Below are 24799 nucleotides of genomic sequence, written 5' to 3' on the forward strand. Positions count from 1 at the left end.
GCGCTATGACGGGTTTTCGTGAACAGGGCTGCGGTATTCCGCTGATGCTGCTGCACGGTATCAGCTCCGGCGCGACCTCCTGGCATAAGCAGATGGCGCTGGCGGGCTTCCGCGTGCTGGCCTGGGATATGCCCGGTTACGGCGAGAGCCCAATGCTTGATGTTGCACGGGCCAACGCGGGGGATTACGCCGACGCGCTGGCGGCAATGCTGGACAGCGCAGGCGTTCGGCAGACGGTGCTGGTGGGGCATTCACTCGGTGCGCTGGTCGCCAGCGCTTTTGCGGCGAAATACCCCGACCGCGTGTTGCACCTGGTGCTGGCCGATGCCGCACAGGGCTACGGCCAGAGCGCGCCCGAGCAGCGCGAAAAAGTTTGGCGCAGCCGCGAGCAGCAAATTGCGCTGGGTGGCGACATCCTCGCGCAAACCCGGGCGGCGAAGTTACTGCACCCCGGCGCACGCGAGGCAGATATCGCCACCGTTGCCGCCGGAATGCGCAGGCTGCGCGCCGAAGGCTATCTCGCTGCCGCGTGGATGCTGGCGCACGATGATATTCACGGCTGGCTCAGGATCTACGGCGGCGCATTTGAAGTCTGGTGCGGCGATCAGGATGCCATCACCCCGCCTGAGCTGGTACACGGGCTGGCGCTGCGCTACGGCATGCTGTACACCGCTATTCCGCAGGCCGGGCACGCCAGTTATCTCGATAACAACGCGTTTTTTAATCAACAGCTTTTACGTATTAAACAAGAGGTGCGCGATGAATGCACAAATTAACGGACGTGTCGCGGTAGTCACCGGAGGGTCTTCGGGTATTGGTTTTGAAACGCTGCGTCTGTTGCTGGGCGAAGGGGCGAAAGTTGCTTTCTGTGGGCGCGATCCTGACCGCCTTGCCAGCGCCCACACGGCGCTGCAAAACGAATATCCCGAGGGCGACGTGTTTTCATGGCGCTGCGACGTGCTGAAAGCCGAAGAGGTGCTGGCGTTTGCCGAGGCGGTGAACGACCGTTTTGGCCCGGCAGATATGTTGATCAACAACGCTGGTCAGGGCTATGTGGCGCATTTTGCCGATACCCCGCGCGAGGCGTGGCTGCATGAAGCCGAGCTGAAGCTGTTCGGTGTGATTAACCCGGTGCAGGCGTTTTTACCGCAGCTTGAGCAGTCGGATATCGCCTCGATTACCTGCGTAAACTCGCTGCTGGCGCTACAGCCGGAAGAGCACATGATTGCCACCTCGGCGGCCCGCGCAGCGCTACTGAATATGACGCTGACGCTGTCGAAAGATCTGGTGGAAAAAGGCATTCGCGTTAACTCAATTCTACTCGGCATGGTCGAGTCCGGGCAGTGGCAGCGCCGGTTTGCTGACCGCGCCGATAAAAACCAGAGCTGGCCGGAGTGGACGGCGGATATCGCCCGCAAGCGCGGTATTCCCATGGCCCGCCTGGGCAAACCGCAGGAGCCAGCGCAGGCGCTGTTATTCCTCGCCTCGCCGCTGGCTTCATTTACCACCGGGGCCGCTCTGGACGTCTCCGGCGGTTTTTGCCGTCACCTGTAAGGAAGCATCATGAAAAAGATCATGTTAATCGGTTATGGGGCAATGGCGCAGGCGGTGATTGAACGTTTGCCACCACAGGTGGCTATCGGTTGGATCGTCGCGCGCGAATCTCACCACGCGGCGATCCACGAGCAGTTTGGCGGCGCGGTCACAGTGCTGACCACGCCAATGGACTGTGCTGAGACGCCGGATCTGGTGCTGGAGTGTGCCAGTCAGCAGGCGGTGGCGCAGTACGGCGAGGCAGTACTGGCGCGCGGCTGGCATCTGGCGGTGATCTCTACCGGGGCGTTGGCCGACAGCGCGCTGGAGCAGCGCCTGCTGAACGCGAGCGGCAGGCTCACGCTGCTGAGCGGCGCGGTCGCGGGGATCGACGGGCTGGCGGCGGCGAAAGAGGGCGGGCTTGAGCGCGTTACCTACCAGTCGCGTAAAAGCCCGGCCAGCTGGCGCGGCAGCTACGCCGAGCAGCTTATCGATCTCAACACCGTTTCCGAGGCGCAGATTTTCTTTGAAGGCAGTGCCCGCGAGGCGGCCAGGCTGTTTCCGGCTAACGCCAACGTGGCGGCGACCGTTGCGCTTGGCGGCATCGGAATGGATGACACCCGCGTGCAATTGATGGTGGATCCGGCCACGAAACGCAATACCCACACCCTGCACGTTGAAGGTCTGTTTGGCGAATTTCATCTGGAACTGAGCGGCTTACCGCTGGCCAGCAACCCGAAAACGTCCACCCTGGCGGCATTAAGCGCAGTGCGCGCCTGCCGCGAGCTGGTCCAGCGCTGAGAGGCTGAAATGGATGAATTAATGATTTTTATCGGCGGCCACTGGCGGCACGGCGGCGGAAAGATGATGCAAAGCAGCTTCCCGGCTGACGGATCTATCAACGCCACGATGCACGCGGCAAGCCTTGACGATCTGCAGGAAGCGATTGAGTGCGCGGACCGCGCATGGCGTGAGCCGACGTGGCGCAACGCGCTGCCGCACCAGCGTGCGAAGATCCTGCACAAGGTAGCGGATGACATTGAAGCCCGTACCGATGAGCTGGCGCACATGCAGAGCCGCGACAACGGCAAGCCGCTGGCGGAAGCGCGTGGCCTGGTGATGAGTGCGGCGGCAACCGCCCGCTATTTCGCCGCCGCCTGTGAGCTACTGGAAGGCGAACTGCCGACGCCGCGCCAGCCGGACCTGCTGACGCTGAGCCGCTATGAACCGCTCGGCGTAGTGGCGGCGATTACGCCGTGGAACTCGCCGATTGCCAGCGAAATGCAAAAAGTGGCCCCAGCCATTGCCGCGGGCAACGCGGTGATTCTGAAACCTGCCGAGGCCACGCCGCTAATGGCGCTGGAGCTGGCGCGAATTTTCGAACGAGCGGGGTTGCCAGCGGGCCTGCTGAGTGTGCTGCCGGGCAAAGGCTCGGTGATCGGAGACGCCCTGGCGCGCCATCCGAAGGTGCGCAAAATCTCCTTCACCGGCGGTACGACAACCGGTCGCCATCTGGCGCACGTGGCGGCGGAAAAGTTAATCCCCACCTCGCTGGAGCTGGGCGGTAAATCGCCGACTATCGTGCTGGAAGACGCCGATATCGAGCAGGCGGCGCGCGGCATCTGCTACGGCATTTTTAGTTCGGCCGGACAGGCGTGCATTGCGGGTTCGCGGCTGTTTATTCACGAACAGGTTTACGCCCCGCTGATGGCGCGGCTGCTGGAGCTAACTCGCAGTCTGCGCGTAGGCCATCCTTTCAACCGCGACACGCACGTGGGGCCGCTGATTAGCGAAGCGCATCGCCAGCATGTGCTGGAGTATGTCGAGCTGGCGAAGCGGGAAGGTGGACGCGTGCTGTGCGGTGGTGAGATCCCGGCGGATCCTGCACTGGCGGCGGGCAGCTTCTTTCTGCCGACGATCGTTGAGGGGTTGAACAACAGCGCTCGCGCCTGCCAGGAGGAGATCTTCGGCCCGGTGCTGGTGGCGATGCCTTTTCACGATGAAGATGCGCTGATTCACGAAGCTAATGACTCGGTCTACGGGCTGGCGGCGGGCATCTGGACGCGTGATACCGGCCGCGCCCTACGCCTGAGCGAACGGCTGGAGGTGGGAACGGTGTGGATTAATACCTACAAAGTTTTCTCTATTTCGACCCCGTTTGGGGGCTTTAAAGAGAGCGGTCTGGGCCGCGAAAAGGGCATTCAGGGGCTGAAGGCCTGGATGCAGCAAAAGAGCATTTATCTGGCGACGGGTAATAGCGTCAACCACTGGTGCGACTGAGAAAGGGTGAGCAATGAGCGAAATGATAACCGTCGGCGACGCCATCGCCAGAACGCTGGAGCAGTATCACGTTGAGGCCATCTACGGCGTCATCTCTATCCATAACCTACCGATCGCCGATGCGGTCGGCCAGCGCGGCAATATCCGCTTCGTGCCCGCGCGCGGCGAGGCGGGTTCGGTCACCATGGCCGACGCCCACGGGCGTTTTTCCGGGCTTGGTGTGGCGCTGACCAGCACCGGCGCGGGTGCCGGAAATGCGGTCGGGGCGCTGGTTGAAGCCATGAATGCCTGCACGCCGTTGCTGCACTTAACGGGCCAGGTCGAAAAGGCCTGGTTGGATGCCGACACCGGTTTTATTCACGAGACGCGCGACCAGCTCACCTTCCTGAAGGCGAGCTCAAAGCGGGCGTATCGCATCAGCAATGCCAACCAGACCATTGCGATTCTGCATAAGGCCATTCAGGAGGCGAAAACGCCGCCGTGTGGGCCGGTTTCGGTTGAAATTCCGATCGATATTCAGAGCGCTAAAATCCCTGCTTCGCTGGTGACGGCACCGGTACAAACCCCTCCGGCGGCGGGCGTCACAAGCGATGTGGTGGATGCGCTGTGGGCGCAGCTGAAACAGGCGAAGTTGCCACTGCTGTGGCTGGGCGGCGGGGCGCTGGGTAGCGCAGACGCGGTGAAAAAGCTGGCCGATGCCGGGGTGACCGTTATTTCCAGTACCCACGCTCGTGGTGTATTGCCGGACAGCCATCGCGCCAGCCTGCGGGCCTTCCATAACTCGCCGTCCGTTGAAGCGGTCATTTCCGCCTGTGATTTTACGCTGGTGGCGGGCTCGCGCCTGCGTAGCAATGAAACGCGTTCCTGGACGCTGGAGCTGCCGCATCCGCGCGTACAAATTGATATCGACCCGGCGGCGGCCAGCCGTAACTATTTGATGGACAACACGCTGATTGCCGACTGTTCTGCGCTGCTTGCCGCTTTGGCGGAGAAAGTACAGGGACGTGAGTGGGGGGATGCACAGTGGGATGCGCGGGTGAGCGGTGCGGTCGCTCAAGCGGAGCAGGAGCTGCGCACGCAGTGCGGCGAGTATGCAAAACTCAACGACGCCATCGCCCGGGCGCTGCCGGAAAACGGCCTGCTGGTCCGCGATATTACTGTCTCTGGCAGTCTGTGGGGCAGCCGATTGTTCCGCGCTAACGGCCCGCTGATGAACATCCACTCCCTCGCCGGTGCGATAGGTATGGGTCTGCCGATGGCTATCGGCACGGCGATTGCCAACCCGCAGCGTAAGGTGGTGGGGTTGGTCGGGGATGGCGGTCTGAGCCTGAATCTGGGCGAGCTGGCAACGCTGGCGCAGGAGAAAGCCAACGTCACGCTGCTGATTATGAACGACGGTGGCTACGGCGTGATGCGCGGCATTCAGGATAAATACTTCGGCGGACGGCAGTACTACAACGAACTGCATACACCGGACTTTACCCTGCTGGCGCAAGCTATTGGGCTACAGGCATGGCGTGTTGAGCGAGCAGAGGATTTTAATGCCGTGATGACCGAAGCGCTGGCGATACCGGGGCCGTCAGTGGTGGAGGTGAAGATGGGACAGATTGGCGCGCTGAAGTTCGCCGGGCCGCCGCAGAAGACGTTGTATTGAGAGAAAAGCCGGATGGCGGCTGACGCTTTATCCGGCCGACTGAACAGGGGGCAATATTGCCCCCTGGAACGATTATTTAATGCCGTCTGTCGCCATACGATCGCGAATATGTTGCGCACGTTCGGCAGACGCAGGGTGATCGTCAAACATAGAGCTTTGACGGCCCGCTTCTAACTTCGCCAGTTTCTCAAAACTGGTGGCCAGCCCCAATGGATCAATCCCACGTTTGCGCAACAGATCGTACGAATAGTCATCCGCTTCGGACTCCTGGCGCTGGGAGAACTGCGAGTTCACCAGTTTTTCGCCAAGATCGCCCAATTGCGATTGTGACAGGCTACCGACGATACCGCCCGCAGAGGCTGCAGCGACGCGAACGGCGTTAGTGCCCAGCGCAACCTGCATCCCTTTCTTCACGTGACCGAGCGCAACGTGCCCCATTTCGTGGCCGATCACCGCCTCGACTTCGTTGTCGGTCATCATATCCATCAGTCCGCTATAGACACGAATACAGCCGTTGGCCATTGCAAACGCGTTCACGTCTTTCGCCATATACACTTTGTAGTTCACCGGCTGCCCGTTGATGTTGTCACCGAGCGCGGACGCAATTTTGCTCAGACGTTTAGCGTATTCACTGCTGGCCGGGGCGATGGTTGCTTTACCGTCCATCTCCTGGCATGCCTGGTCGCTCAGTGTTTTGATCTGCGCATCACTCAGGCTATAGGCCTGCAAGGCTTCACTACCAGACGTCATCAGCCCGCCTGAATCCATGTTCTGACAACCGGTCAGAGCGAATGCAATTCCACAGGCTAGTAATGCAGAACGAATTTTCATTGTGATTATTCCACGTTAATGATTATTGCCATCATCTGAAATTTCCCGCTGTTGAAGAGCAGGGAATTTAGACAAAGTATAAAGAGAATCCTTATAAATGAGCGAGTAGATTGCGCAACATACATGCGTGTTCAGGAGATTTCCGAAACGGCAAAAGGATGCTCCATGTACATGGCACGCGGCTTGGGTTACATTGTTGGCACTTTTTTCCGGCGTAGCCCAAAACGCGCGGTCGTCAAGTCGTTTGGGTATGGCCTTCATCATCCGATCTGGAGTCAAAATGTCCTCACGTAAAGAGCTTGCCAATGCTATTCGTGCGCTGAGCATGGACGCAGTACAGAAAGCCAAATCCGGCCATCCGGGTGCCCCAATGGGTATGGCTGACATTGCCGAAGTCCTGTGGCGTGATTTCCTGAACCACAACCCGCAGAACCCGTCCTGGGCTGACCGTGACCGCTTCGTGCTGTCTAACGGCCACGGCTCCATGCTGATTTACAGCCTGCTGCACCTCACCGGCTATGATCTGCCGATGTCTGAGCTGCAGAACTTCCGTCAGCTGCATTCCAAAACCCCGGGCCACCCGGAAGTGGGTTACACCGCAGGTGTTGAAACCACCACGGGTCCGCTGGGTCAGGGTATTGCTAACGCAGTCGGTATGGCTATCGCAGAAAAAACGCTGGCAGCGCAGTTTAACCGTCCGGGTCACGACATCGTTGACCACTTCACTTACGCCTTCATGGGCGATGGCTGCATGATGGAAGGTATCTCTCACGAGGTATGTTCCCTGGCCGGTACGCTGAAACTGGGTAAACTGGTTGCGTTCTACGATGACAACGGCATCTCTATTGATGGTCATGTTGAAGGCTGGTTCACCGACGATACTGCTAAACGTTTCGAAGCCTACGGCTGGCACGTGGTACGTGGTGTTGATGGTCATGATGCACAAGCGATTAAACGCGCAGTAGAAGAAGCACGCGCCGTGACCGACAAACCGTCCCTGCTGATGTGCAAAACCATCATCGGTTTCGGTTCCCCGAACAAAGCCGGTACGCACGACTCTCACGGTGCGCCGCTGGGTGATGCAGAAATTGCACTGACCCGTGAGCAACTGGGCTGGAAACACGCACCGTTCGAAATCCCGTCTGAAATCTACGCGCAGTGGGATGCGAAAGAAGCAGGCCAGGCGAAAGAGTCCGCATGGAACGAGAAATTCGCCGCTTACGCGAAAGCCTTCCCGCAGGAAGCTGCTGAATTCACCCGTCGTATGAAAGGCGAAATGCCGTCTGACTTCGACGCGAAAGCGAACGAGTTTATTGCTAAGCTGCAGGCTAACCCGTCCAAAATCGCCAGCCGTAAAGCGTCTCAGAATGCGATCGAAGCGTTTGGTCCTTGGCTTCCAGAATTCCTCGGCGGTTCCGCTGACCTGGCACCAAGCAACCTGACCCTGTGGTCCGGTTCTAAAGCGATCAACGAAGATACTGCCGGTAACTACGTCCATTACGGTGTACGTGAATTCGGTATGACCGCGATTGCCAACGGTATCTCCCTGCACGGTGGTTTCCTGCCGTACACCTCGACCTTCCTGATGTTTGTGGAATACGCACGTAATGCCGTACGTATGGCTGCGCTGATGAAACAGCGTCAGGTAATGGTCTACACCCACGACTCCATCGGTCTGGGCGAAGATGGCCCGACTCACCAGCCGGTAGAGCAGGTGGCTTCTCTGCGTGTGACCCCGAACATGTCCACATGGCGTCCGTGTGACCAGGTTGAATCCGCGGTAGCGTGGAAATATGGCGTTGAGCGTCAAGACGGCCCGACCGCCTTGATCCTTTCCCGTCAGAACCTGGCGCAGCAGGATCGTACCGAAGAGCAACTGGCGAACATCGCTCGCGGTGGTTACGTGCTGAAAGATTGCGCGGGCCAGCCTGAGCTGATCTTCATTGCTACTGGTTCTGAAGTTGAACTGGCCGTGGCTGCATGGGACAAACTGTCTGCGGAAGGCGTTAAGGCGCGCGTGGTTTCCATGCCGTCTACCGATGCGTTCGACAAGCAGGATGCCGCTTACCGTGAATCCGTTCTGCCGAAAGCCGTTTCCGCACGTGTTGCTGTGGAAGCCGGTATTGCAGACTACTGGTTCAAATATGTGGGCCTGAACGGCGCCATCGTTGGCATGACCACCTTCGGTGAGTCTGCACCGGCTGAGCTGCTGTTTGAAGAGTTCGGCTTCACCGTTGACAACGTCGTTGCCAAAGCGAAATCGCTGCTGTAATTACGTGGTTTTCGTTAAAAACGGGTCGCTCAGGCGGCCCGTTTTTTTTTGAACTTTCAGGATAAAGATAACGGGAATGGGGTTAACAAATGACCTTGTTCAAGGCGAACCACCCGGGGAAAGTGACGCTGTGTAAATGCTGCGTCATGGCTAATCGCCACCACGCTGGTTCCCCGCTGGTGACAAACATCGAGCCAGTTTTCGAAGACGGCTAACCAGTGTGCGTCAAAGTCCCGGCTGGGTTCATCAAGCATCAGAATGGCGGGAGCCATTGCCTCAAGGCTTGCAACGGCGACCATTCGGCGCTGCGCCGTATGCAGATCCAGCGGATGCGCATCGGCAACATCGTCTAACTGACACAAATGCAATGCAGCGGCGGTGCGTTGCGCAATCTCATCCGGCGGTCGTTTTTGTAACCGCAATCCAAAGGCGACTTCGTCTGACACTTTGCTGTGAAACAGTTGGTTTTCGGCTTCCTGAAACAGGACGCCGAACACGTTTGCTCGTTCACGGTTTTTCAGTTGCGCAATCGGTCTTCCCTGAAGGAGGACGGAACCGGATGACGGGGAGAGCAACCCGGCCATCACTCGCAGCAGCGTGGATTTACCCGCGCCATTATCACCGGTCAGCGCCAGCCATTCGCCTGTTTTGATCTCCAGTGAGATTGCCCGAAGACAATCGTCTGAGGCTCCCGGCCAGCGATAATTGACCTCCGTTAGCGTTAGCATTGTGCCGACAATTCTCCGTTGTGAAGCTGCCAGCTGTGTTGGCAATAGGCGAGAAAAGGTTCAGGGTTGCGCTCGAAAAGGATAATCAGCGCCTGTTGCGCCTTCGCCCAGTCCTGCAAACGCTCCAGCAGCAACTGGGTGGCGTGTGCGGTTAAACGACTGAAGGCTTCATCAAGGATCAGGAGCGTCGGTTGCATCGCCAGTGCACTGGCAATCACCACCCGTTGCGTCTCCCCGCCGGAGAGCGTACCGGGATGGCGATGGCGTAGCGTCTGACATGCCGTTAGAGTGAGCGCATGGTCGATGCGGCGCATGATTTCCGCTTCGCTGAGCCCGAGATTTTCCGGGCCAAAGGCAACTTCTTCTTCCACGCTAAAGGTACAACCGGAAAGCTGTAGGTAAGGCGACTGCTGGACAAGCTGAACGGTTTGCGACTGCTCCACCAGAGACCGCTCGCCGATTGGCGCACCCAGAAGGGAGCCTTTGCCCGCAATCTCACCGGGCAGAAAGTCGGGATACCAGCCAGCCATCAACTGAGCCAGCGTGCTTTTTCCGCTGCCGTTATCACCAAAAATCGCCACCATACCGGGTTTTGCGCAGTGGAAATTAAACCTAAACGCAGGGCGCGTGGTTTGTGTTGGGTGGTAGCAAAACTGTTCTAGCGTAACCATATCCAGACTCCTGCTTCCGCCAGCATGAGAAACACCATACTGTAGCGCGCCAGACGCTGAAACGTACTGTCCGCTGGTGCCCATAGCGTGGTACGGCGTCGGTGTAAACGAAACGCCCGCATATCCAGTGCTGCGCCGCGTACCGCCAGATCGTTGAGGGCATTATGTGTCAGAGGAACAATCAGCGCTGGCATGGCGCGAAGCCGCTGATACCAGCCTTCATCCAGCGGCACACCGCGTGCGCGTTGCGCTTCGTGAATGATCGACAGCTGTTGCCTGAGCTGTTCTACCACCAGCAGCGGCCCCGCAAACAGATAAGCGACGCCAGGGGGTAAGCGAGACGCAAACAGCGCGCGGATAAACTGGCGAACCGGCACGTACTGCATCCAAAGTTGTGACGTAGAGACTATCGCCAGAATCCGCAGCCACAACGTGATGGCTTGTGCCCAGCGCTGCGGGTCGCGCGGCTTGCCGCTGATCCACTCGCTCAACCACCCACCGTGCACGAGCCACAGGCCAAATCCCAGCGAAAGCATCAGCCACGCAACGTATTTTGCCCGCTGGCGTGTGGCCTTCACCCCCGCTAAACAGAGAAAGGCGGTTCCGCTGTAGAGCGGAAGTATGACGTCAGTGGGCAGCAGTAACGTGGAGCAGGCTGCCAATGCCCACAGGGTTAACGAGGTGAACGGGTGCATTAGCGCACGGCTGACATCGTTGGGAAATGGCGTGTAGTGCGAAGCGGCAACTGTCGCAATAGCATCCAGACGATGACCGCCGTCAGGATCTTATCGACCAGATTGGCGCCCAGCACGGTTATGGCGACAGACTCCACCAGATTCTGGCCGACAGAGTGCATCCAGGCGATGAACAGATCGGCGCCGCTGCCGGTCACGCCGCCAAAGAGTGCGGTACGCAAGGGCACGGCAACCAGCGTGACCGCCAGCGTAATCACCACGCCGCTGGCCACGACTTTCGGTAATGTGCGAAACCAGCCTGCCCGTGCCAGCCATCCTGCGACCAGACCTATGACCATGGCGACAGGCGCGAATGCTGCTGCAATAGGATCGGTCAACAATCCCCAGAGTAGATTGGTCAGTAATCCGGTCAACATACCGATGACAGGACCTAACAGCACTGCGCTTATCAGGGTGCCGATAGAATCGAGAAAAATGGGCAGTTTTAGCATGCTGATGAGCTGTCCGCCGATCATATTGATGGCTATAGAAATCACTATCAGCACCAGCGACTGGCTGGAAAATTGACGATGCGCCATAAAGAACCTCTTACCAGGTGAAGGATTAACGGGGGGAAATAACCAGTTCGTCATAGTGGGACACCGCACAAGGCTGGCGGCTAAACGCCAGTGCGGTCAGCTCGCCGATCACCAGTTCAAGCGTGGTGCGAACGGTGCAGCCAGGCATCATATGGCCGCCCAGCATGGCGCCTTTTGGGTCTGAGACGCAGAGATGCAGATGTTCGCCAGCGAGTTCGAGCGTGCCGCTTAACGAGATCACTTCATAGGTTCCGCGAAGCAGTGTGGTGTCTTCCTGTCCGGCGTACCGCAGGGCGACGTGGGTCAGACTGCCGGTGCAACCTGCAATCCAGGCGGCTTGCAGCTGGTGTTGATGTATAAACGCATGTAACTGTGTGAAAACTTCCTGACCGGGAAGCAAACGCAGCGCATAAAACCGTGCTTCAGACGAGGGGAGATGAGATGTAGCCATATTTTGGGGGACTCCGAGACTCGGACGTAAAGCTGATAATATAGACGCTGGTGGCTGTGCTTCCTGATATAAATCAGGATTTACGACGCGACAACGAAAAGATCTTGCTACGCTTATTCGCAATTCTGGAATATGGAATAAAACGGACGTGTCCAGGTGCCGAAATGTGACGTAAGTCAGATAACTGCGTTCTTTGGCTGGACAATCATTCCTTTTATTCCTCGTTTCGCTTATTCTAGCTGAAGCGTTTCAGTCGATTAAATGTTCGACAAATAATCAATCAGTCGCAGTTTGCGACAGGTAAGGTTTTCCTCGACGATTTGCTGGATTACTCTGTCAGCCTCATTTGAATCGGGATAGCCTTGCAGGAGACCTATGACCGTACGCGTAGCGATTAATGGCTTTGGTCGCATCGGGCGTAATGTGGTTCGTGCTTTGTATGAATCCGGACGTCGGGCGGAAATCACCGTGGTGGCAATCAACGAACTGGCGGATGCTGCAGGCATGGCGCATTTGTTGAAATATGACACCAGCCATGGACGTTTTGCCTGGGATGTTCGCCAGGAGCGCGACCAACTCATTGTTGGCGATGATGCTATTCGCATTTTGCACGAACGGAGTATCGACGCGCTACCCTGGCGTGAACTGGGTGTTGATATTGTGCTGGATTGCACCGGCGTCTACGGCAACCGCGAGCACGGCGAGGCACATATCGCCGCTGGCGCAAAGAAAGTGCTCTTTTCACATCCTGGCAGCAACGATCTCGACGCCACCGTGGTATTTGGCGTGAATCAGGAACAGTTGCGGGCTGAACACCACATTGTCTCGAATGCCTCCTGCACGACCAATTGCATTATTCCGGTCATCAAGTTGTTGGATGATGCTTATGGCATTGAGTCCGGAACCGTCACCACGATCCACTCGGCCATGCACGATCAACAGGTGATTGATGCGTATCATCCTGACCTGCGGCGTACGCGAGCCGCGAGCCAGTCGATTATTCCGGTTGATACCAAATTGTCCGCCGGTATTACGCGAATTTTTCCGCAATTCAACGATCGATTCGAAGCGATTGCTGTTCGCGTTCCGACCATAAATGTGACGGCGATCGACTTAAGCGTGACGGTGAAAAAACCAGTAAAAGCCAATGAAGTCAATCAGTTGCTGCAAAAAGCAGCACAAGGTGCATTTCATGGTATAGTTGACTATACGGAATTACCGTTGGTCTCGATAGATTTTAACCACGACCCGCACAGTGCCATCGTCGATGGGACTCAAACACGCGTGAGTGGTGCGCACCTGATTAAGACTCTGGTCTGGTGCGATAATGAATGGGGCTTTGCTAACCGAATGCTCGACACAACGTTAGCTATGGCTGCTATTGGTTTCAGGTAAGGCGCGTGAGCGCTTGCAAAACTTTAAGAATCAACGAGAGGATTCACCATGTCTGTAATTAAGATGACCGATCTGGATCTTGCTGGTAAACGTGTTTTTATCCGTGCGGATCTGAACGTACCAGTTAAAGAAGGGAAAGTAACCAGCGACGCGCGTATCCGTGCTTCCCTGCCAACCATCGAACTGGCCCTGAAGCAGGGTGCAAAAGTGATGGTAACTTCCCACCTGGGTCGTCCTACCGAAGGCGAGTACAACGAAGAATTCTCTCTGCTGCCGGTTGTTAACTACCTGAAAGACAAACTGTCTAACCCGGTTCGTCTGGTAAAAGATTACCTGGACGGCGTTGAAGTTGCAGCCGGTGAACTGGTGGTTCTGGAAAACGTTCGCTTTAACAAAGGCGAGAAGAAAGACGACGAAGCGCTGTCCAAAAAATACGCTGCATTGTGCGACGTATTCGTCATGGATGCTTTCGGTACGGCTCACCGTGCACAGGCTTCTACTCACGGTATCGGCAAATTTGCAGACGTAGCATGTGCAGGCCCGCTGCTGGCTGCTGAGCTGGACGCACTGGGCAAAGCACTGAAAGAACCGGCTCGTCCGATGGTGGCTATCGTTGGTGGTTCTAAAGTTTCTACCAAACTGACTGTTCTGGACTCTCTGTCTAAAATCGCTGACCAGCTGATCGTTGGCGGTGGTATCGCCAACACCTTCGTTGCTGCTCAAGGCCACAACGTCGGCAAATCCCTGTACGAAGCTGATCTGGTTGATGAAGCAAAACGTCTGCTGACCATCTGCGACATCCCGGTTCCGGCTGACGTTCGCGTAGCGACTGAGTTCTCTGAATCCGCAGCGGCTACCCTGAAATCTGTTTCTGACGTTAAAGAAGACGAGCAGATCCTGGATATCGGTGATGCTTCTGCACAGCAACTGGCTGAAATCCTGAAGAATGCAAAAACCATTCTGTGGAACGGTCCGGTAGGCGTGTTTGAATTCCCGAACTTCCGTAAAGGTACTGAAATCGTTGCTAACGCCATTGCAGACAGCGAAGCATTCTCCATCGCAGGCGGCGGCGACACTCTGGCCGCTATCGACCTGTTCGGTATCGCTGACAAGATCTCCTACATTTCCACTGGCGGCGGCGCATTCCTCGAATTCGTGGAAGGCAAAGTACTGCCGGCAGTAGCTATGCTCGAAGAGCGCGCTAAGAAGTAAGTCATTTAAGGGCAGGGAAACCTGCCCAATTTTCAGCGCGCTTTGCAAGCACGCACCATTTTCTAAGGCCCGACGATACAGGACAACGAAACATGTCTAAAATTTTTGATTTCGTAAAACCAGGCGTAATCACTGGTGATGACGTACAGAAAGTGTTCCAGGTAGCAAAAGAAAACAACTTCGCTCTGCCAGCAGTTAACTGCGTCGGTACCGACTCCATCAATGCCGTTCTGGAAACCGCTGCAAAAGTAAAAGCGCCGGTAATCGTTCAGTTCTCCAACGGTGGTGCTTCTTTCATCGCGGGTAAAGGCGTGAAGTCTGACGTTCCTCAGGGCGCAGCAATCCTGGGTGCTATCTCTGGTGCGCATCACGTTCATCAGATGGCTGAACACTACGGTGTTCCGGTTATCCTGCACACTGACCACTGCGCGAAGAAACTGCTGCCGTGGATCGACGGTCTGCTGGATGCGGGTGAAAAACACTTTGCTGCTACCGGCAAGCCGCTGTTCTCTTCCCACATGATCGACCTGTCTGAAGAGTCTCTGGAAGAGAACATCGAAATCTGCTCCAAATACCTGGCGCGCATGTCCAAAATCGGCATGACCCTGGAAATCGAACTGGGTTGCACCGGTGGTGAAGAAGATGGCGTGGACAACAGCCACATGGACGCTTCTGCACTGTACACCCAGCCGGAAGACGTTGATTACGCGTACACCGAGCTGAACAAAATCAGCCCGCGTTTCACCATCGCCGCTTCCTTCGGTAACGTACACGGCGTCTACAAGCCAGGTAACGTGGTTCTGACTCCGACCATCCTGCGCGACTCTCAGGACTATGTTTCTAAGAAACACAACCTGCCGCACAACAGCCTGAACTTCGTCTTCCACGGCGGTTCCGGTTCTACTGCTCAGGAAATCAAAGACTCCGTCAGCTACGGCGTAGTGAAAATGAACATCGATACCGACACCCAATGGGCGACCTGGGAAGGTGTTCTGAACTACTACAAAGCGAATGAAGCTTACCTGCAGGGCCAGCTGGGCAACCCGAAAGGCGAAGATCAGCCGAACAAGAAATACTACGATCCGCGCGTATGGCTGCGTGCTGGTCAGGCAACCATGATCACCCGTCTGGAGCAGGCTTTCACTGAACTGAACGCGGTTGACGTTCTGTAATGTAAGCCATTCTGCATGACACGAGGCCCGCATTTGCGGGCCTTTTTTATGATGAATTCAAGATACTGTCAGTACAGAATGTGTGATCAACTTGGCAGAATCCGTCCTTTTTGTTTACTCTTGTCAAACTGCCAGTCTTTTGGGACCGGCTTTATTTCTCCCGTTTGGGTAAGCAAAAAAGGAATAGTGAATGGAAGATCTCAATGTTGTCGACAGCATTAACGGTGCAGGCACCTGGCTGATTCGCAACCAGGCATTACTGCTGAGTTATGCCGTTAACATCGTTGCTGCAATCGCTATCATCATCGTCGGGATGATCGTGGCGCGTATCGTGTCGAATACCGTGAACCGTCTTATGGTTGCGCGTCAAATTGATACGACGGTCGCGGACTTTCTCTCTGCGCTGGTTCGTTACGGTATCATCGCCTTTACGCTGATTGCTGCACTGGGTCGCGTTGGGGTTCAGACCGCCTCCGTCATTGCTGTACTGGGTGCCGCAGGTTTAGCCGTTGGTCTGGCGCTGCAAGGGTCTTTGTCTAACCTCGCGGCTGGGGTATTGCTGGTGATGTTCCGTCCTTTCCGTGCCGGTGAGTATGTTGATCTGGGCGGCGTCGCGGGAACGGTACTTAACGTGCAAATTTTCTCCACCACCATGCGTACCCTGGACGGTAAAATCGTGGTGATCCCGAACGGTAAAATCATCGCCGGAAATATTATTAACTTTTCCCGTGAGCCGGTTCGCCGTAACGAATTTATTATCAGTGTGACCTATGACTCCGATATTGATCAGGTGAAAAAAATCCTGACCGATATTATTCAGTCTGAAGCTCGTATTCTGAAAGACCGTGAAATGACGGTACGCCTGAATGAGCTGGGCGCGTCATCGATTAATTTCGTGGTGCGTGCCTGGAGCAACAGCGGCGATCTGCAAGAGGTGTATTGGGATGTACTGGAACGCATTAAGCGTGAGTTTGATGCGCAGGGTATTCGCTTCCCGTCGCCGAAAATGGACGTCAACTTCAAGCGCGTGAAAGAGAGCGCAGCAGAGTAATTTTACGTTCGCGTATGGCCTGATGGCGCGATGCTATCAGGCCTGGAAAGCCAGTCTTTCGTCGTCAATATCAAGCATTCGCTGTCATCCGGCATTTTCTTCTCTCTCCATCAATTCCTCTAATATGTGATTAAAATTATCAATTTCCGCTAATGATTTTGCCGCGCTATAGTCTGCACTAAAGATGAATAGTTCGGGATGTCTAACGTGTTGTCTTATTATTTTCAAGGGCTTGCGCTCGGCGCGGCCATGATTCTGCCGCTCGGCCCACAGAATGCGTTTGTCATGAATCAGGGGATTCGTCGGCAGTATCACCTGATGATTGCCTTACTTTGCGCTGTCAGCGACTTACTGCTGATTTGTGCGGGGATCTTTGGCGGCAGCGCATTGTTAATGCAGTCGCCGTGGCTGATGGCGCTGGTCACCTGGGGCGGTGTGGCCTTTCTTCTGTGGTATGGCTTCGGCGCGTTAAAAACGGCAATGAGCAGTAACCTGGAACTCGCCAGCGCGGAAGTGATGAAACAGGGGCGCTGGAAAATCATCGCCACCATGCTGGCGGTAACCTGGCTGAATCCGCATGTTTATCTGGATACCTTCGTGGTGCTGGGGAGTCTGGGTGGACAACTGGAGGTCGAACCCCGGCGCTGGTTCGCTCTCGGTACGGTGAGCGCGTCATTTCTTTGGTTCTTTGGTCTGGCACTGCTGGCCGCCTGGCTGGCGCCAAGACTACGTACCGCCAAAGCCCAACGCACGATCAATATTCTGGTCGGGTTGGTGATGTGGTTTATCGCTTTTCAACTGGCAAAAGAAGGTGTTGCGCACGTTCATGCCCTCTTTATTTAGGCCTGGTCTGATAGACATTATGCAGATACCCGCTAAGCTTGCCTGCATGCGCCCTGAGTTTCAGGGCGATTAACGAAACATGGAGGAGCGACAGTGAAGTTCAAAATGATGGCCCTGGCGGCATTAGTCGGATTCAGTGCAATCTCGGTACAGGCAAATGAATTACCTGCCGGACCGCACATTGTGACCTCCGGTACAGCAAGTGTGGACGCGACTCCAGATATCGCTACCCTGGCGATTGAAGTGAATGTTGCGGCGAAAGATGCAGCAACCGCCAAGAAGCAGGCGGACGAGCGTGTGGCGCAGTATCTTTCCTTCCTTGAGCAAAATCAGATAGCGAAGAAAGATATCAGCTCAGCCAACCTGCGCACGCAGCCGGACTACGATTATCAGAATGGTAAAAGTGTCCTGAAAGGCTACCGTGCGGTGCGTACCGTTGAAGTGACTCTGCGTCAACTGGATAAACTTAACGCCCTGTTGGATGGCGCACTGAAGGCCGGTTTGAACGAGATCCGTTCCGTCTCGCTGGGTGTTGCGCAGCCGGAAGAATATAAAGACAAGGCGCGTAAAGCGGCGATTGACGATGCAATCCATCAGGCTCAGCAGCTGGCGGCGGGTTTTAACAGCAAGCTGGGACCGGTCTACAGTGTGCGCTACCACGTCTCCAATTATCAGCCCAGCCCGGTGGTACGGATGATGAAAGCGGATGCGGCGCCAGCTGTATCGGCTGAGGAAAGCTATGAGCAGCCAACCATCCAGTTTGGCGATCAGGTCGATGTGGTATTCCAGCTGGAACCTGCCGCAGGGCAGCAACAGGCAACTCCCCCTAAAGCCCAATAATCGACAAAACCCGGCGCCACTGCCGGGTTTTTTTTAATTCTTTCCTTATTTCCCGCATTTATTCTGTGAGCAACTGTAAAAGTGGGATGCCGCATCCAGTCTTTTTTTTCGTCAGAATGAGGATATGCCATGGTGATTTTATGAGGTGACTATGGATATCTTTATTTCAAAGAAGATGCGTAATTTCATTCTGTTGGCGCAAACCAATAATATTGTCAGGGCGGCGGAAAAAATACATATGACGGCCTCTCCCTTTGGCAAAAGCATTTCGGCGCTGGAGGACCAGATTGGTTACACGCTGTTTACCCGCAAAGATAACAGCATCAGCCTGAACAAAGCGGGACAGGAGCTGTATCAAAAACTTTTTCCGATTTATCAGCGTTTATCCGCAATCGATAACGACATTCAGCACTCGGCCCGCCGCTCGCGCAATGTTGTGATCGGAATCGACAATACCTATCCCACCATTATTTTCGACCAACTGATAAGCCTCGGCGACAAGTATGACGGCGTGACCGCGCAGGCCGTTGAATTTAGTGAAAATGGGGTGATCGATAACTTGTTCGACAGAAAGCTCGATTTTATTCTTTCGCCGCAGCAGGTTTCAGCCCGCGTTCAGGAGCTGGACAATCTCACCGTGACAGACTTACCGCCGCTGCGTCTGGGGTTTCTGGTCTCCCGGCGTTATGAAGAGAGGCAACCGCAGGAGCTCTTACAGGAGTTACCCTGGCTACAAATGCGCTTCCAGAACAGAGCCAATTTTGAAGCAATGCTGGATGCGTATATGCGCCCGTGTGGGATTAGCCCCACGATTATCTATCGGCCTTACAGTTTTATGGCGAAGATTAGCGCCGTAGAGCGCGGGCAGTTTTTGACGGTAATACCGCATTTTGCCTGGCGTCTGGTGAATCCGGCAAAACTCAAGTATTTCGACGCACCGCACAGCCCAATGTATATGCGTGAGTTTCTCTATTCCCTGAAGAACCATCGTTATACCGCCACGATGCTTCAGCATATTACCGAAGATCGTGACGGTACCGCGAACTAACCGAGCATCGAACCGCTTTCCTGCAGGTTGCGGTGGAGATCAAACGCGTGACGAAGATCGTGATGGATATGCCCGCCGGGGGCATTTTCCAGATAGCGGTGCAGATAATCCCGGTACAGCGGATGCGCGCAGTTGTCGATAATCGTGCGCGCGCGCTGAAGCGGGGATAACCCGCGCAAATCAGCAATACCTTGCTCGGTAATAATGACCTTCACGCTGTGTTCACTGTGATCAACGTGACTGCACATCGGGACAATCGTTGAAATCTTTCCGCCTTTTGCAATAGACGGCGCCATAAAGATAGACAAATAGGCGTTGCGTTCAAAATCGCCGCTGCCGCCGATGCCATTCATCAGATTGACACCGGCAATATGCGTCGAGTTGGCGTGACCATAAATATCAAACTCAAGACCAACATTCAGCGCAATTACCCCCAGACGGCGAATAATCTCCGGATTATTGGAGATCTCCTGTGGCCGGAGCACGATGCGGCTGGCGAAGAAATCCATATTGTCGTAAATCTTCTGCAGTGAATTAGCCGAAACGGTCAGGCTGGATGCGCTGGCACCGGTAATTTTCCCCGTCTCCAGCAGATGCACCACCGAGTCTTGCAGCACCTCGGAATACATCATAAACGGCGGGATCTCCGGATTTTCGCCAAGTCTCGCCATGACCGCATTGTTAATATTGCCAACCCCGCTTTGCAGGGGCAGAAATTCCGGTGGAATGTGCTGATTCACGATTTCATTGAGTAAGAACGCCACGACGTTGTCGGCAATTTGCTGGCAGGTCGGGTTTTCTTTTATCGTCGTGTTTCCGGCGTCGGGTAATTCGGTTTCCACCAGGGCGACAATCTTTTTGGGATCAATCTGCACACAATGGCTGCCTACGCGATCCATGGTATGAAAAATAGGTACGCTATTGCGCCTCGGCGGCGCGCCGGGAATGACGATATCGGCCAGCTCGGAGACCCGCGGGCTATGGTAGTGATTCAGTTCTATGATCACTTTTTTCGCCCGCAGCAGCCAGGTTGGTGCATTGCCGATCCCGCTGGAAAGCCAGACCCGGCCATCCGGTGCAATCGATGAGGCCTCGATCACCGCAACGTCAATGTCGCCAAAGAAGCCGTAATTGACCATTTGCGCCACTTCGCTCAGATGCAGATCGACAAAATTAACCTGCCCCTGATTGATTTTTTCCCGCAGGCCGGAGGAGGTCTGATAGGGCGCTCGCCAGGAGACAGCGTCCGCCTCTGACAGTGCGTCGTCTGCCGCCGCGCCGATAGAGGCTCCGGTCAGCAGACGGATCTGAAAGGGCTGTTGTGCGTCATGCTTTTCACTGGCACGTCTGGCAATGGCGGCGGGCAGGGCTTTCGGCGATCCGGCCGGGGTAAAGCCGCTGAAGGCAACCATATCATCGTGCTGAATAAACTCCGCCGCTTCATCGGCGCTCATTCGTTTCATCCTGCGTTCCTTAGTTGGACGCTATTAATGACCGACAAAATTCGGTTTCCGTTTTTGCAGGAAAGCGTTCATCCCTTCCTGATAGTCCTCGCTGTCGTAAACGGCGCGGCGCATTCCCTGGATACGCTCAAATTCGTCGGAATTCATGGTGTGCGCTTCACCCAGTACGCGTAGCTCTTCCTTGATGACGGCAATAGCCAAAGGCGCTTTTTCTGAAATGTGGTGCGCTATCTGGAGGGTGAAATCTTCCAGTTCGGCGACATCGACCACATGGTTAAGAATGCCGACAGCCAGCGCCCGTTGTGCGGTAATGGGGGAGGCGGTAAAAATCAGCTCTTTGACGATATGGAAACCTGCGTCACGCGTCAGGTTGTGAATGCCCACCAGGTTATACGGCACGCCGAGATTGACCGGGGTCATCGAGAAGGTCGACGTGCTGGCGGCGATAATCAGATCGGAACTCATGATCATTTCAAACGCGCCGCCCCAGACGCTGCCTTCGACCATGGAAATAACCGGTTTAGGATATTTTTGGATCATGCGGGTGATCTGACGCAGCGGATCGTCATAAGAGAGCGGATCGCGCCGCCCGGTGGGCAGTTCGTGAATGTCATGGCCCGCCGAGAAGACTTTTGCCCCGCTGGGGGCGCGCAAAATAATGCAACGAATGTCCGGTCGATTCAGGTCGCTCAGCGCCTGCATTAAATCGTCCATAAAGACTTTACTCAGGGCGTTGAGTTTACGGGCATAGTTAAACTCAATAACCGCAACTTTATGGATAATGACAACGTTAACATATTGATAAGACATAAAAGTTCCTTTATTCAAAATACTGATGCTGAAGAAATTCGTTGATGTGACGCAGGCCGGTACGCGGTGACAGGTCATTGTTTTTGACCGCCTGCAGCATTTGATGGAAATAACGATCAAATTCGGTACGGGTGAAGAGCAGGCGCAGCGCCGATTCTTCGGTCTGTTTTTGCAGCCAGTCGACCGACTGCTGCTGGCGAACTTGCGCCAGCCGACCGCTGGCGGTGAGTGCGGCTCTGAAGTCGGCGATGGTCTGCCAGATCTCTTCAATGCCGCGTTTTTCAAGCGCGCTGCAGGTCAGAACCTGTGGCTGCCACTCTTCGTACTTGCGGCGTAAAATGTGCAACGCGGAGTCATACATATGGCGGGCAATGGCGACGTTAGGGCGATTGTCGCCGTCATCCTTGTTGATGACGATCAGGTCCGCCATCTCCATGATCCCTTTTTTGATCCCTTGCAGAGCGTCGCCGCCGCCCGCGATTTGCAGCGAGACAAAGCAGTCCACCATACGGGCGACTTCAATTTCTGACTGACCCACGCCAACGGTTTCGACAATGACCACATCGAAGCCCGCCGCTTCGCAGAGCAGTATCAATTCGTGAGCGCGCTGGCTGGTTCCGCCCAGATGTCCGCTGGACGGCACCGGGCGAATAAACGCGGCATCGGAGCGTGCCAGTTCCGTCATGCGGGTTTTGTCACCGAGAATACTGCCGCCGCTCACCGGGCTGCTCGGGTCGACGGTAATAACTGCTACCCGCAGGCCGTGGCGGATAAGCAACATGCCGAATGCGTCCAGAAAGGTGCTTTTTCCCGCACCTGGCGTACCGGTAATGCCCAGACGCAGGGCATTGCCTGTGAACGGCATGATCGCATCCAGCAGTGTTGTACTCAGCGCCTGATGCCCCGGATGACGGCTTTCTATCAGCGTCATGGCCTGAGCGAGCGTGGCGCGATCGCCCAGCCGTAATCGCCGGATAGTCTCTGTCAGTGTGGCGTCGTTAATCATGCTGTTGCCCAATGCGGGTCAACACATCGCGTACGCTTTCCAGCATGGGGGTGCCGGGACCATAAATTGCCGCGACGCCGCGTTCTTGCAGGAAAGCGTAATCCTGAGGTGGGATCACGCCGCCTGCCACGACTAAGATATCGTCGCGCCCCCAGTTTTTGAGCGCAGTCACCAGTTCTGGGATCAGTGTTTTATGCCCGGCGGCCAGCGACGATGCGCCTACCACGTGCACGTCGTTTTCGATCGCCAGACGGGCGATCTCTTCTGGCGTGGAAAACATCGGGCTGAGATCAACGTCGAAACCGAGATCGGAATAGGCGCTGGCGATCACTTTCGCGCCACGATCGTGACCATCCTGGCCCATTTTGGCGATCAGGATCCGTGGGCGGCGGCCATAGTCGGTGAGAAACTGTTCGGTTTGCGCAAGGATGGCGTCGAACTCAGCGGCGGAGTTGCTGGATTGATGATAGCTTTGCGCAATCACGCCGGTGACGCACTGGCTGGGGACCAGGTAACGGTCGAACGCCGTTTCCAGCGCGTCGGAAATTTCACCCAATGTGGCGCGAGCCCGGGCGGCAATCACTGCGGCGGCAAGCAGGTTTTCATTATGTTGTGCGGCATGGGTGAGGGCGCTCAGAGCGGATTTGACCGCCGCGTCGTCGCGGGTGGCGCGGATGTGCTTCAGTGAGGCAATTTGCTCATTGCGGACTTTAACATTGTCAATTTCCAGCACTGACGTTTCATCTTCTTTCTCCAGCTTGTATTTATTCACACCGACGATCACCCGTTTGCCCTGATCGATCAGCGACTGTTCGCGAGCAGAAGCCTCTTCGATCATCCGTTTTGGCAGTCCGGCTTCGATAGCCTTCGCCATGCCGCCCGCCTCGTCTATCTGCTGGATGATCGCTCGCGCCTGCTTGACGACCTGATCGGTCAGCGACTCTACGTAGTAAGAGCCGGCCAGCGGATCGACGGTGCGACAAATTTCTGACTCTTCCTGAATAATGATTTGCGTGTTACGGGCGATACGCGCCGAAAAATCGCCAGGCAGACCCAGCGCTTCGTCGAAGGCGTTGGTATGGAGAGACTGAGTACCGCCAAGCGTTGCGCCAAGCGCTTCAATGGTGGTGCGGATGACATTGTTATAGGGATCTTGTTCGGTCAGACTCCAGCCGGAGGTCTGGCAGTGGGTGCGCAGCGCCAGCGATTTCGGGTTGGTTGCCCCAAAACTGCTGACCGCTTCGCTCCACAGGTAGCGTGCGGCGCGCAGCATGGCGACGTTCATAAACAGATCCATGCCGATACCGAAGAAGAAAGATAAGCGGGGGGCAAAATCATCAATTTTCAGTCCGGCGGAGAGCGCCGCTTTGATGTATTCAATGCCGTCCGCCAGGGTGAACGCGACCTGCTGTACACAGTTGGCGCCTGCTTCACCCATGTGATAGCCGCTGATACTGATGGTGTTAAAGCGCGGCATATTGCCCGAACACCAGGCAATGATGTCGGCGATAATGCGCATGGAGGGTTTTGGCGGATAAATATAGGTGTTGCGGCACAGGTACTCTTTCAGGATATCGTTTTGAATCGTGCCGGTGAGTTGTTCTGGTGTGACGCCCTGTTCTTCTGCAGCCACGATATAGAACGCCATTACCGGCAATACCGCGCCGTTCATGGTCATTGAGACGGACATTTTATCCAGCGGGATCTGGTCGAACAGGACTTTCATGTCTTCCACGGTATCAATGGCGACACCGGCTTTACCCACATCGCCAGCCACACGTGGATTATCAGAGTCGTAACCGCGATGGGTGGCGAGATCAAACGCCACGGATAACCCTTTTTGCCCCGCGGCGAGGTTGCGACGGTAAAAGGCATTGGACTCTTTGGCGGTTGAGAAACCGGCGTACTGGCGAATGGTCCAGGGCTGCGCCGTGTACATGGTGGCGCGTGGACCGCGAACGTACGGCGGCAGGCCGGGGAGGGTATCCATTACTTCCAGGTTGTCGAGGTCGGCGGGGGTATATAACGGCTTGACGGCGATCCCTTCTGCTGTGTGGCGTACAAGATCTTCGACGGTTTTTTCCTGACGGCTGAGTTCCTTATTGGCCAGCCGTTGCCAGTCCTGCAAATTTGACATGTGTTGCTCCGTATTACGCAATGGAATGGGTTCTTGCGAATACGGTGAGCTTTTTAACCTGCGCTGTCGCCAGCAAAAAATAGCCAACAACGCGTCGTTTTTTGCCGCCTGGGATTATTTATTTTGTGA

General features: G+C 55.7%; 23 protein-coding genes. 13 read left to right on the top strand and 10 right to left on the bottom strand.

Translation table 11 applies throughout. The features are described from left to right. The first annotated feature begins 5 nt into the window (after positions 1 to 5). Genes AC07UY_RS01550 through AC07UY_RS01570 form a run of 5 tightly spaced genes read left to right on the top strand, consistent with a single transcriptional unit; the run spans position 6 to position 5467 of the window. Entirely contained in the window at positions 6 to 776 is a 771-nt protein-coding gene (locus AC07UY_RS01550; protein WP_494660701.1) for an alpha/beta fold hydrolase, read from the top strand. Further along, positions 760 to 1554: an SDR family oxidoreductase gene (locus AC07UY_RS01555; RefSeq protein WP_494700619.1), complete on the top strand. Its 795-nt coding sequence runs from the start codon at positions 760 to 762 to the stop codon at positions 1552 to 1554. The genes AC07UY_RS01550 and AC07UY_RS01555 overlap by 17 nt, the downstream gene beginning before the upstream one ends. Before the next feature lie 9 nt (positions 1555 to 1563). Then, positions 1564 to 2334 (top strand): aspartate dehydrogenase, encoded by a 771-nt coding sequence (locus AC07UY_RS01560; protein ID WP_494700620.1) that lies wholly within the window; start codon positions 1564 to 1566, stop codon positions 2332 to 2334. Between the two features lie 9 nt (positions 2335 to 2343). Further along, entirely contained in the window at positions 2344 to 3813 is a 1470-nt protein-coding gene (locus AC07UY_RS01565) for an aldehyde dehydrogenase (RefSeq protein ID WP_494700621.1), read from the top strand. Between the two features lie 13 nt (positions 3814 to 3826). Next, on the top strand, positions 3827 to 5467 hold the full coding sequence (locus AC07UY_RS01570) for a thiamine pyrophosphate-binding protein (RefSeq protein WP_494700622.1): 1641 nt from the start codon (positions 3827 to 3829) through the stop codon (positions 5465 to 5467). A 72-nt stretch (positions 5468 to 5539) separates the two neighbouring features. On the opposite strand, the gene loiP is transcribed toward AC07UY_RS01570, so the two are convergent. After that, positions 5540 to 6298, bottom strand: coding sequence for a metalloprotease LoiP (loiP, locus tag AC07UY_RS01575; RefSeq protein ID WP_192613435.1), 759 nt, complete (start codon positions 6296 to 6298; stop codon positions 5540 to 5542). Between the two features lie 280 nt (positions 6299 to 6578). Here loiP and tkt point away from each other — a divergent pair, with 280 nt between their 5' ends. Continuing rightward, positions 6579 to 8570, top strand: a complete 1992-nt coding sequence (gene tkt, locus AC07UY_RS01580) for a transketolase (protein WP_494700623.1) — start codon at positions 6579 to 6581, stop codon at positions 8568 to 8570. A gap of 56 nt (positions 8571 to 8626) precedes the next feature. Here the strand turns inward: tkt and AC07UY_RS01585 are convergent, their stop codons facing one another. Genes AC07UY_RS01585 through AC07UY_RS01605 form a run of 5 tightly spaced genes read right to left on the bottom strand, consistent with a single transcriptional unit; the run spans position 8627 to position 11693 of the window. Then, positions 8627 to 9298, bottom strand: coding sequence for an ABC transporter ATP-binding protein (locus tag AC07UY_RS01585; RefSeq protein WP_494700624.1), 672 nt, complete (start codon positions 9296 to 9298; stop codon positions 8627 to 8629). Then, a complete protein-coding gene (locus AC07UY_RS01590) occupies positions 9292 to 9969 on the bottom strand; it encodes an ABC transporter ATP-binding protein (RefSeq protein ID WP_494660708.1) in 678 nt (225 codons plus the stop codon). Before AC07UY_RS01590 ends, AC07UY_RS01585 begins: the two co-directional genes overlap by 7 nt. Next, positions 9957 to 10664 carry an energy-coupling factor transporter transmembrane component T gene (locus tag AC07UY_RS01595; protein WP_494700625.1) on the bottom strand — a complete coding sequence of 236 codons (708 nt, stop codon included), beginning with the start codon at positions 10662 to 10664 and terminating at the stop codon, positions 9957 to 9959. The genes AC07UY_RS01590 and AC07UY_RS01595 overlap by 13 nt, the downstream gene beginning before the upstream one ends. After that, entirely contained in the window at positions 10664 to 11242 is a 579-nt protein-coding gene (locus tag AC07UY_RS01600; RefSeq protein ID WP_203361210.1) for an ECF transporter S component, read from the bottom strand. Before AC07UY_RS01600 ends, AC07UY_RS01595 begins: the two co-directional genes overlap by 1 nt. A gap of 25 nt (positions 11243 to 11267) precedes the next feature. Continuing rightward, positions 11268 to 11693 carry a PPC domain-containing DNA-binding protein gene (locus AC07UY_RS01605; RefSeq protein WP_494700626.1) on the bottom strand — a complete coding sequence of 142 codons (426 nt, stop codon included), beginning with the start codon at positions 11691 to 11693 and terminating at the stop codon, positions 11268 to 11270. 375 nt (positions 11694 to 12068) lie between these two features. Here AC07UY_RS01605 and epd point away from each other — a divergent pair, with 375 nt between their 5' ends. The 7 genes from epd to srsR all read left to right on the top strand — a co-directional run bounded on the left by epd (position 12069) and on the right by srsR (position 19254). Next, the gene (epd, locus tag AC07UY_RS01610) at positions 12069 to 13088 is read left to right on the top strand and encodes an erythrose-4-phosphate dehydrogenase (RefSeq protein WP_203360042.1); all 1020 of its coding nucleotides are present in this window, start codon (positions 12069 to 12071) and stop codon (positions 13086 to 13088) included. A gap of 48 nt (positions 13089 to 13136) precedes the next feature. Further along, positions 13137 to 14300 (top strand): phosphoglycerate kinase, encoded by a 1164-nt coding sequence (pgk, locus tag AC07UY_RS01615; RefSeq protein WP_203360043.1) that lies wholly within the window; start codon positions 13137 to 13139, stop codon positions 14298 to 14300. A 92-nt stretch (positions 14301 to 14392) separates the two neighbouring features. After that, positions 14393 to 15472: a class II fructose-bisphosphate aldolase gene (gene fbaA, locus AC07UY_RS01620; protein WP_203360044.1), complete on the top strand. Its 1080-nt coding sequence runs from the start codon at positions 14393 to 14395 to the stop codon at positions 15470 to 15472. Positions 15473 to 15662: 190 nt separating this feature from the next. Next, on the top strand, positions 15663 to 16523 hold the full coding sequence (mscS, locus tag AC07UY_RS01625) for a small-conductance mechanosensitive channel MscS (RefSeq protein ID WP_494700627.1): 861 nt from the start codon (positions 15663 to 15665) through the stop codon (positions 16521 to 16523). Between the two features lie 207 nt (positions 16524 to 16730). Next, positions 16731 to 17366 (top strand): arginine exporter ArgO, encoded by a 636-nt coding sequence (argO, locus tag AC07UY_RS01630; RefSeq protein WP_494700685.1) that lies wholly within the window; start codon positions 16731 to 16733, stop codon positions 17364 to 17366. A gap of 93 nt (positions 17367 to 17459) precedes the next feature. After that, the gene (locus AC07UY_RS01635; RefSeq protein ID WP_192613425.1) at positions 17460 to 18206 is read left to right on the top strand and encodes an oxidative stress defense protein; all 747 of its coding nucleotides are present in this window, start codon (positions 17460 to 17462) and stop codon (positions 18204 to 18206) included. A gap of 151 nt (positions 18207 to 18357) precedes the next feature. Continuing rightward, positions 18358 to 19254 carry a LysR family transcriptional regulator SrsR gene (gene srsR / locus AC07UY_RS01640; RefSeq protein ID WP_494700628.1) on the top strand — a complete coding sequence of 299 codons (897 nt, stop codon included), beginning with the start codon at positions 18358 to 18360 and terminating at the stop codon, positions 19252 to 19254. Here srsR and scpC read toward each other — a convergent pair. Genes scpC through scpA form a run of 4 tightly spaced genes read right to left on the bottom strand, consistent with a single transcriptional unit; the run spans position 19251 to position 24670 of the window. Continuing rightward, positions 19251 to 20717 carry a succinyl-CoA:acetate CoA-transferase ScpC gene (scpC, locus tag AC07UY_RS01645; protein ID WP_494700629.1) on the bottom strand — a complete coding sequence of 489 codons (1467 nt, stop codon included), beginning with the start codon at positions 20715 to 20717 and terminating at the stop codon, positions 19251 to 19253. The two genes, srsR and scpC, sit on opposite strands and share 4 nt — an antisense overlap. A 24-nt stretch (positions 20718 to 20741) precedes the next feature. After that, a complete protein-coding gene (gene scpB / locus AC07UY_RS01650; RefSeq protein WP_203360050.1) occupies positions 20742 to 21527 on the bottom strand; it encodes a methylmalonyl-CoA decarboxylase in 786 nt (261 codons plus the stop codon). A gap of 10 nt (positions 21528 to 21537) precedes the next feature. Further along, on the bottom strand, positions 21538 to 22533 hold the full coding sequence (gene meaB, locus AC07UY_RS01655) for a methylmalonyl Co-A mutase-associated GTPase MeaB (protein WP_494700630.1): 996 nt from the start codon (positions 22531 to 22533) through the stop codon (positions 21538 to 21540). Next, positions 22526 to 24670 (bottom strand): methylmalonyl-CoA mutase, encoded by a 2145-nt coding sequence (gene scpA, locus AC07UY_RS01660; protein WP_494700631.1) that lies wholly within the window; start codon positions 24668 to 24670, stop codon positions 22526 to 22528. Before scpA ends, meaB begins: the two co-directional genes overlap by 8 nt. Between the last annotated feature and the right edge of the window lie 129 nt (positions 24671 to 24799).

This window comes from Citrobacter sp. GW821-FHT02E08 (assembly GCF_059421685.1).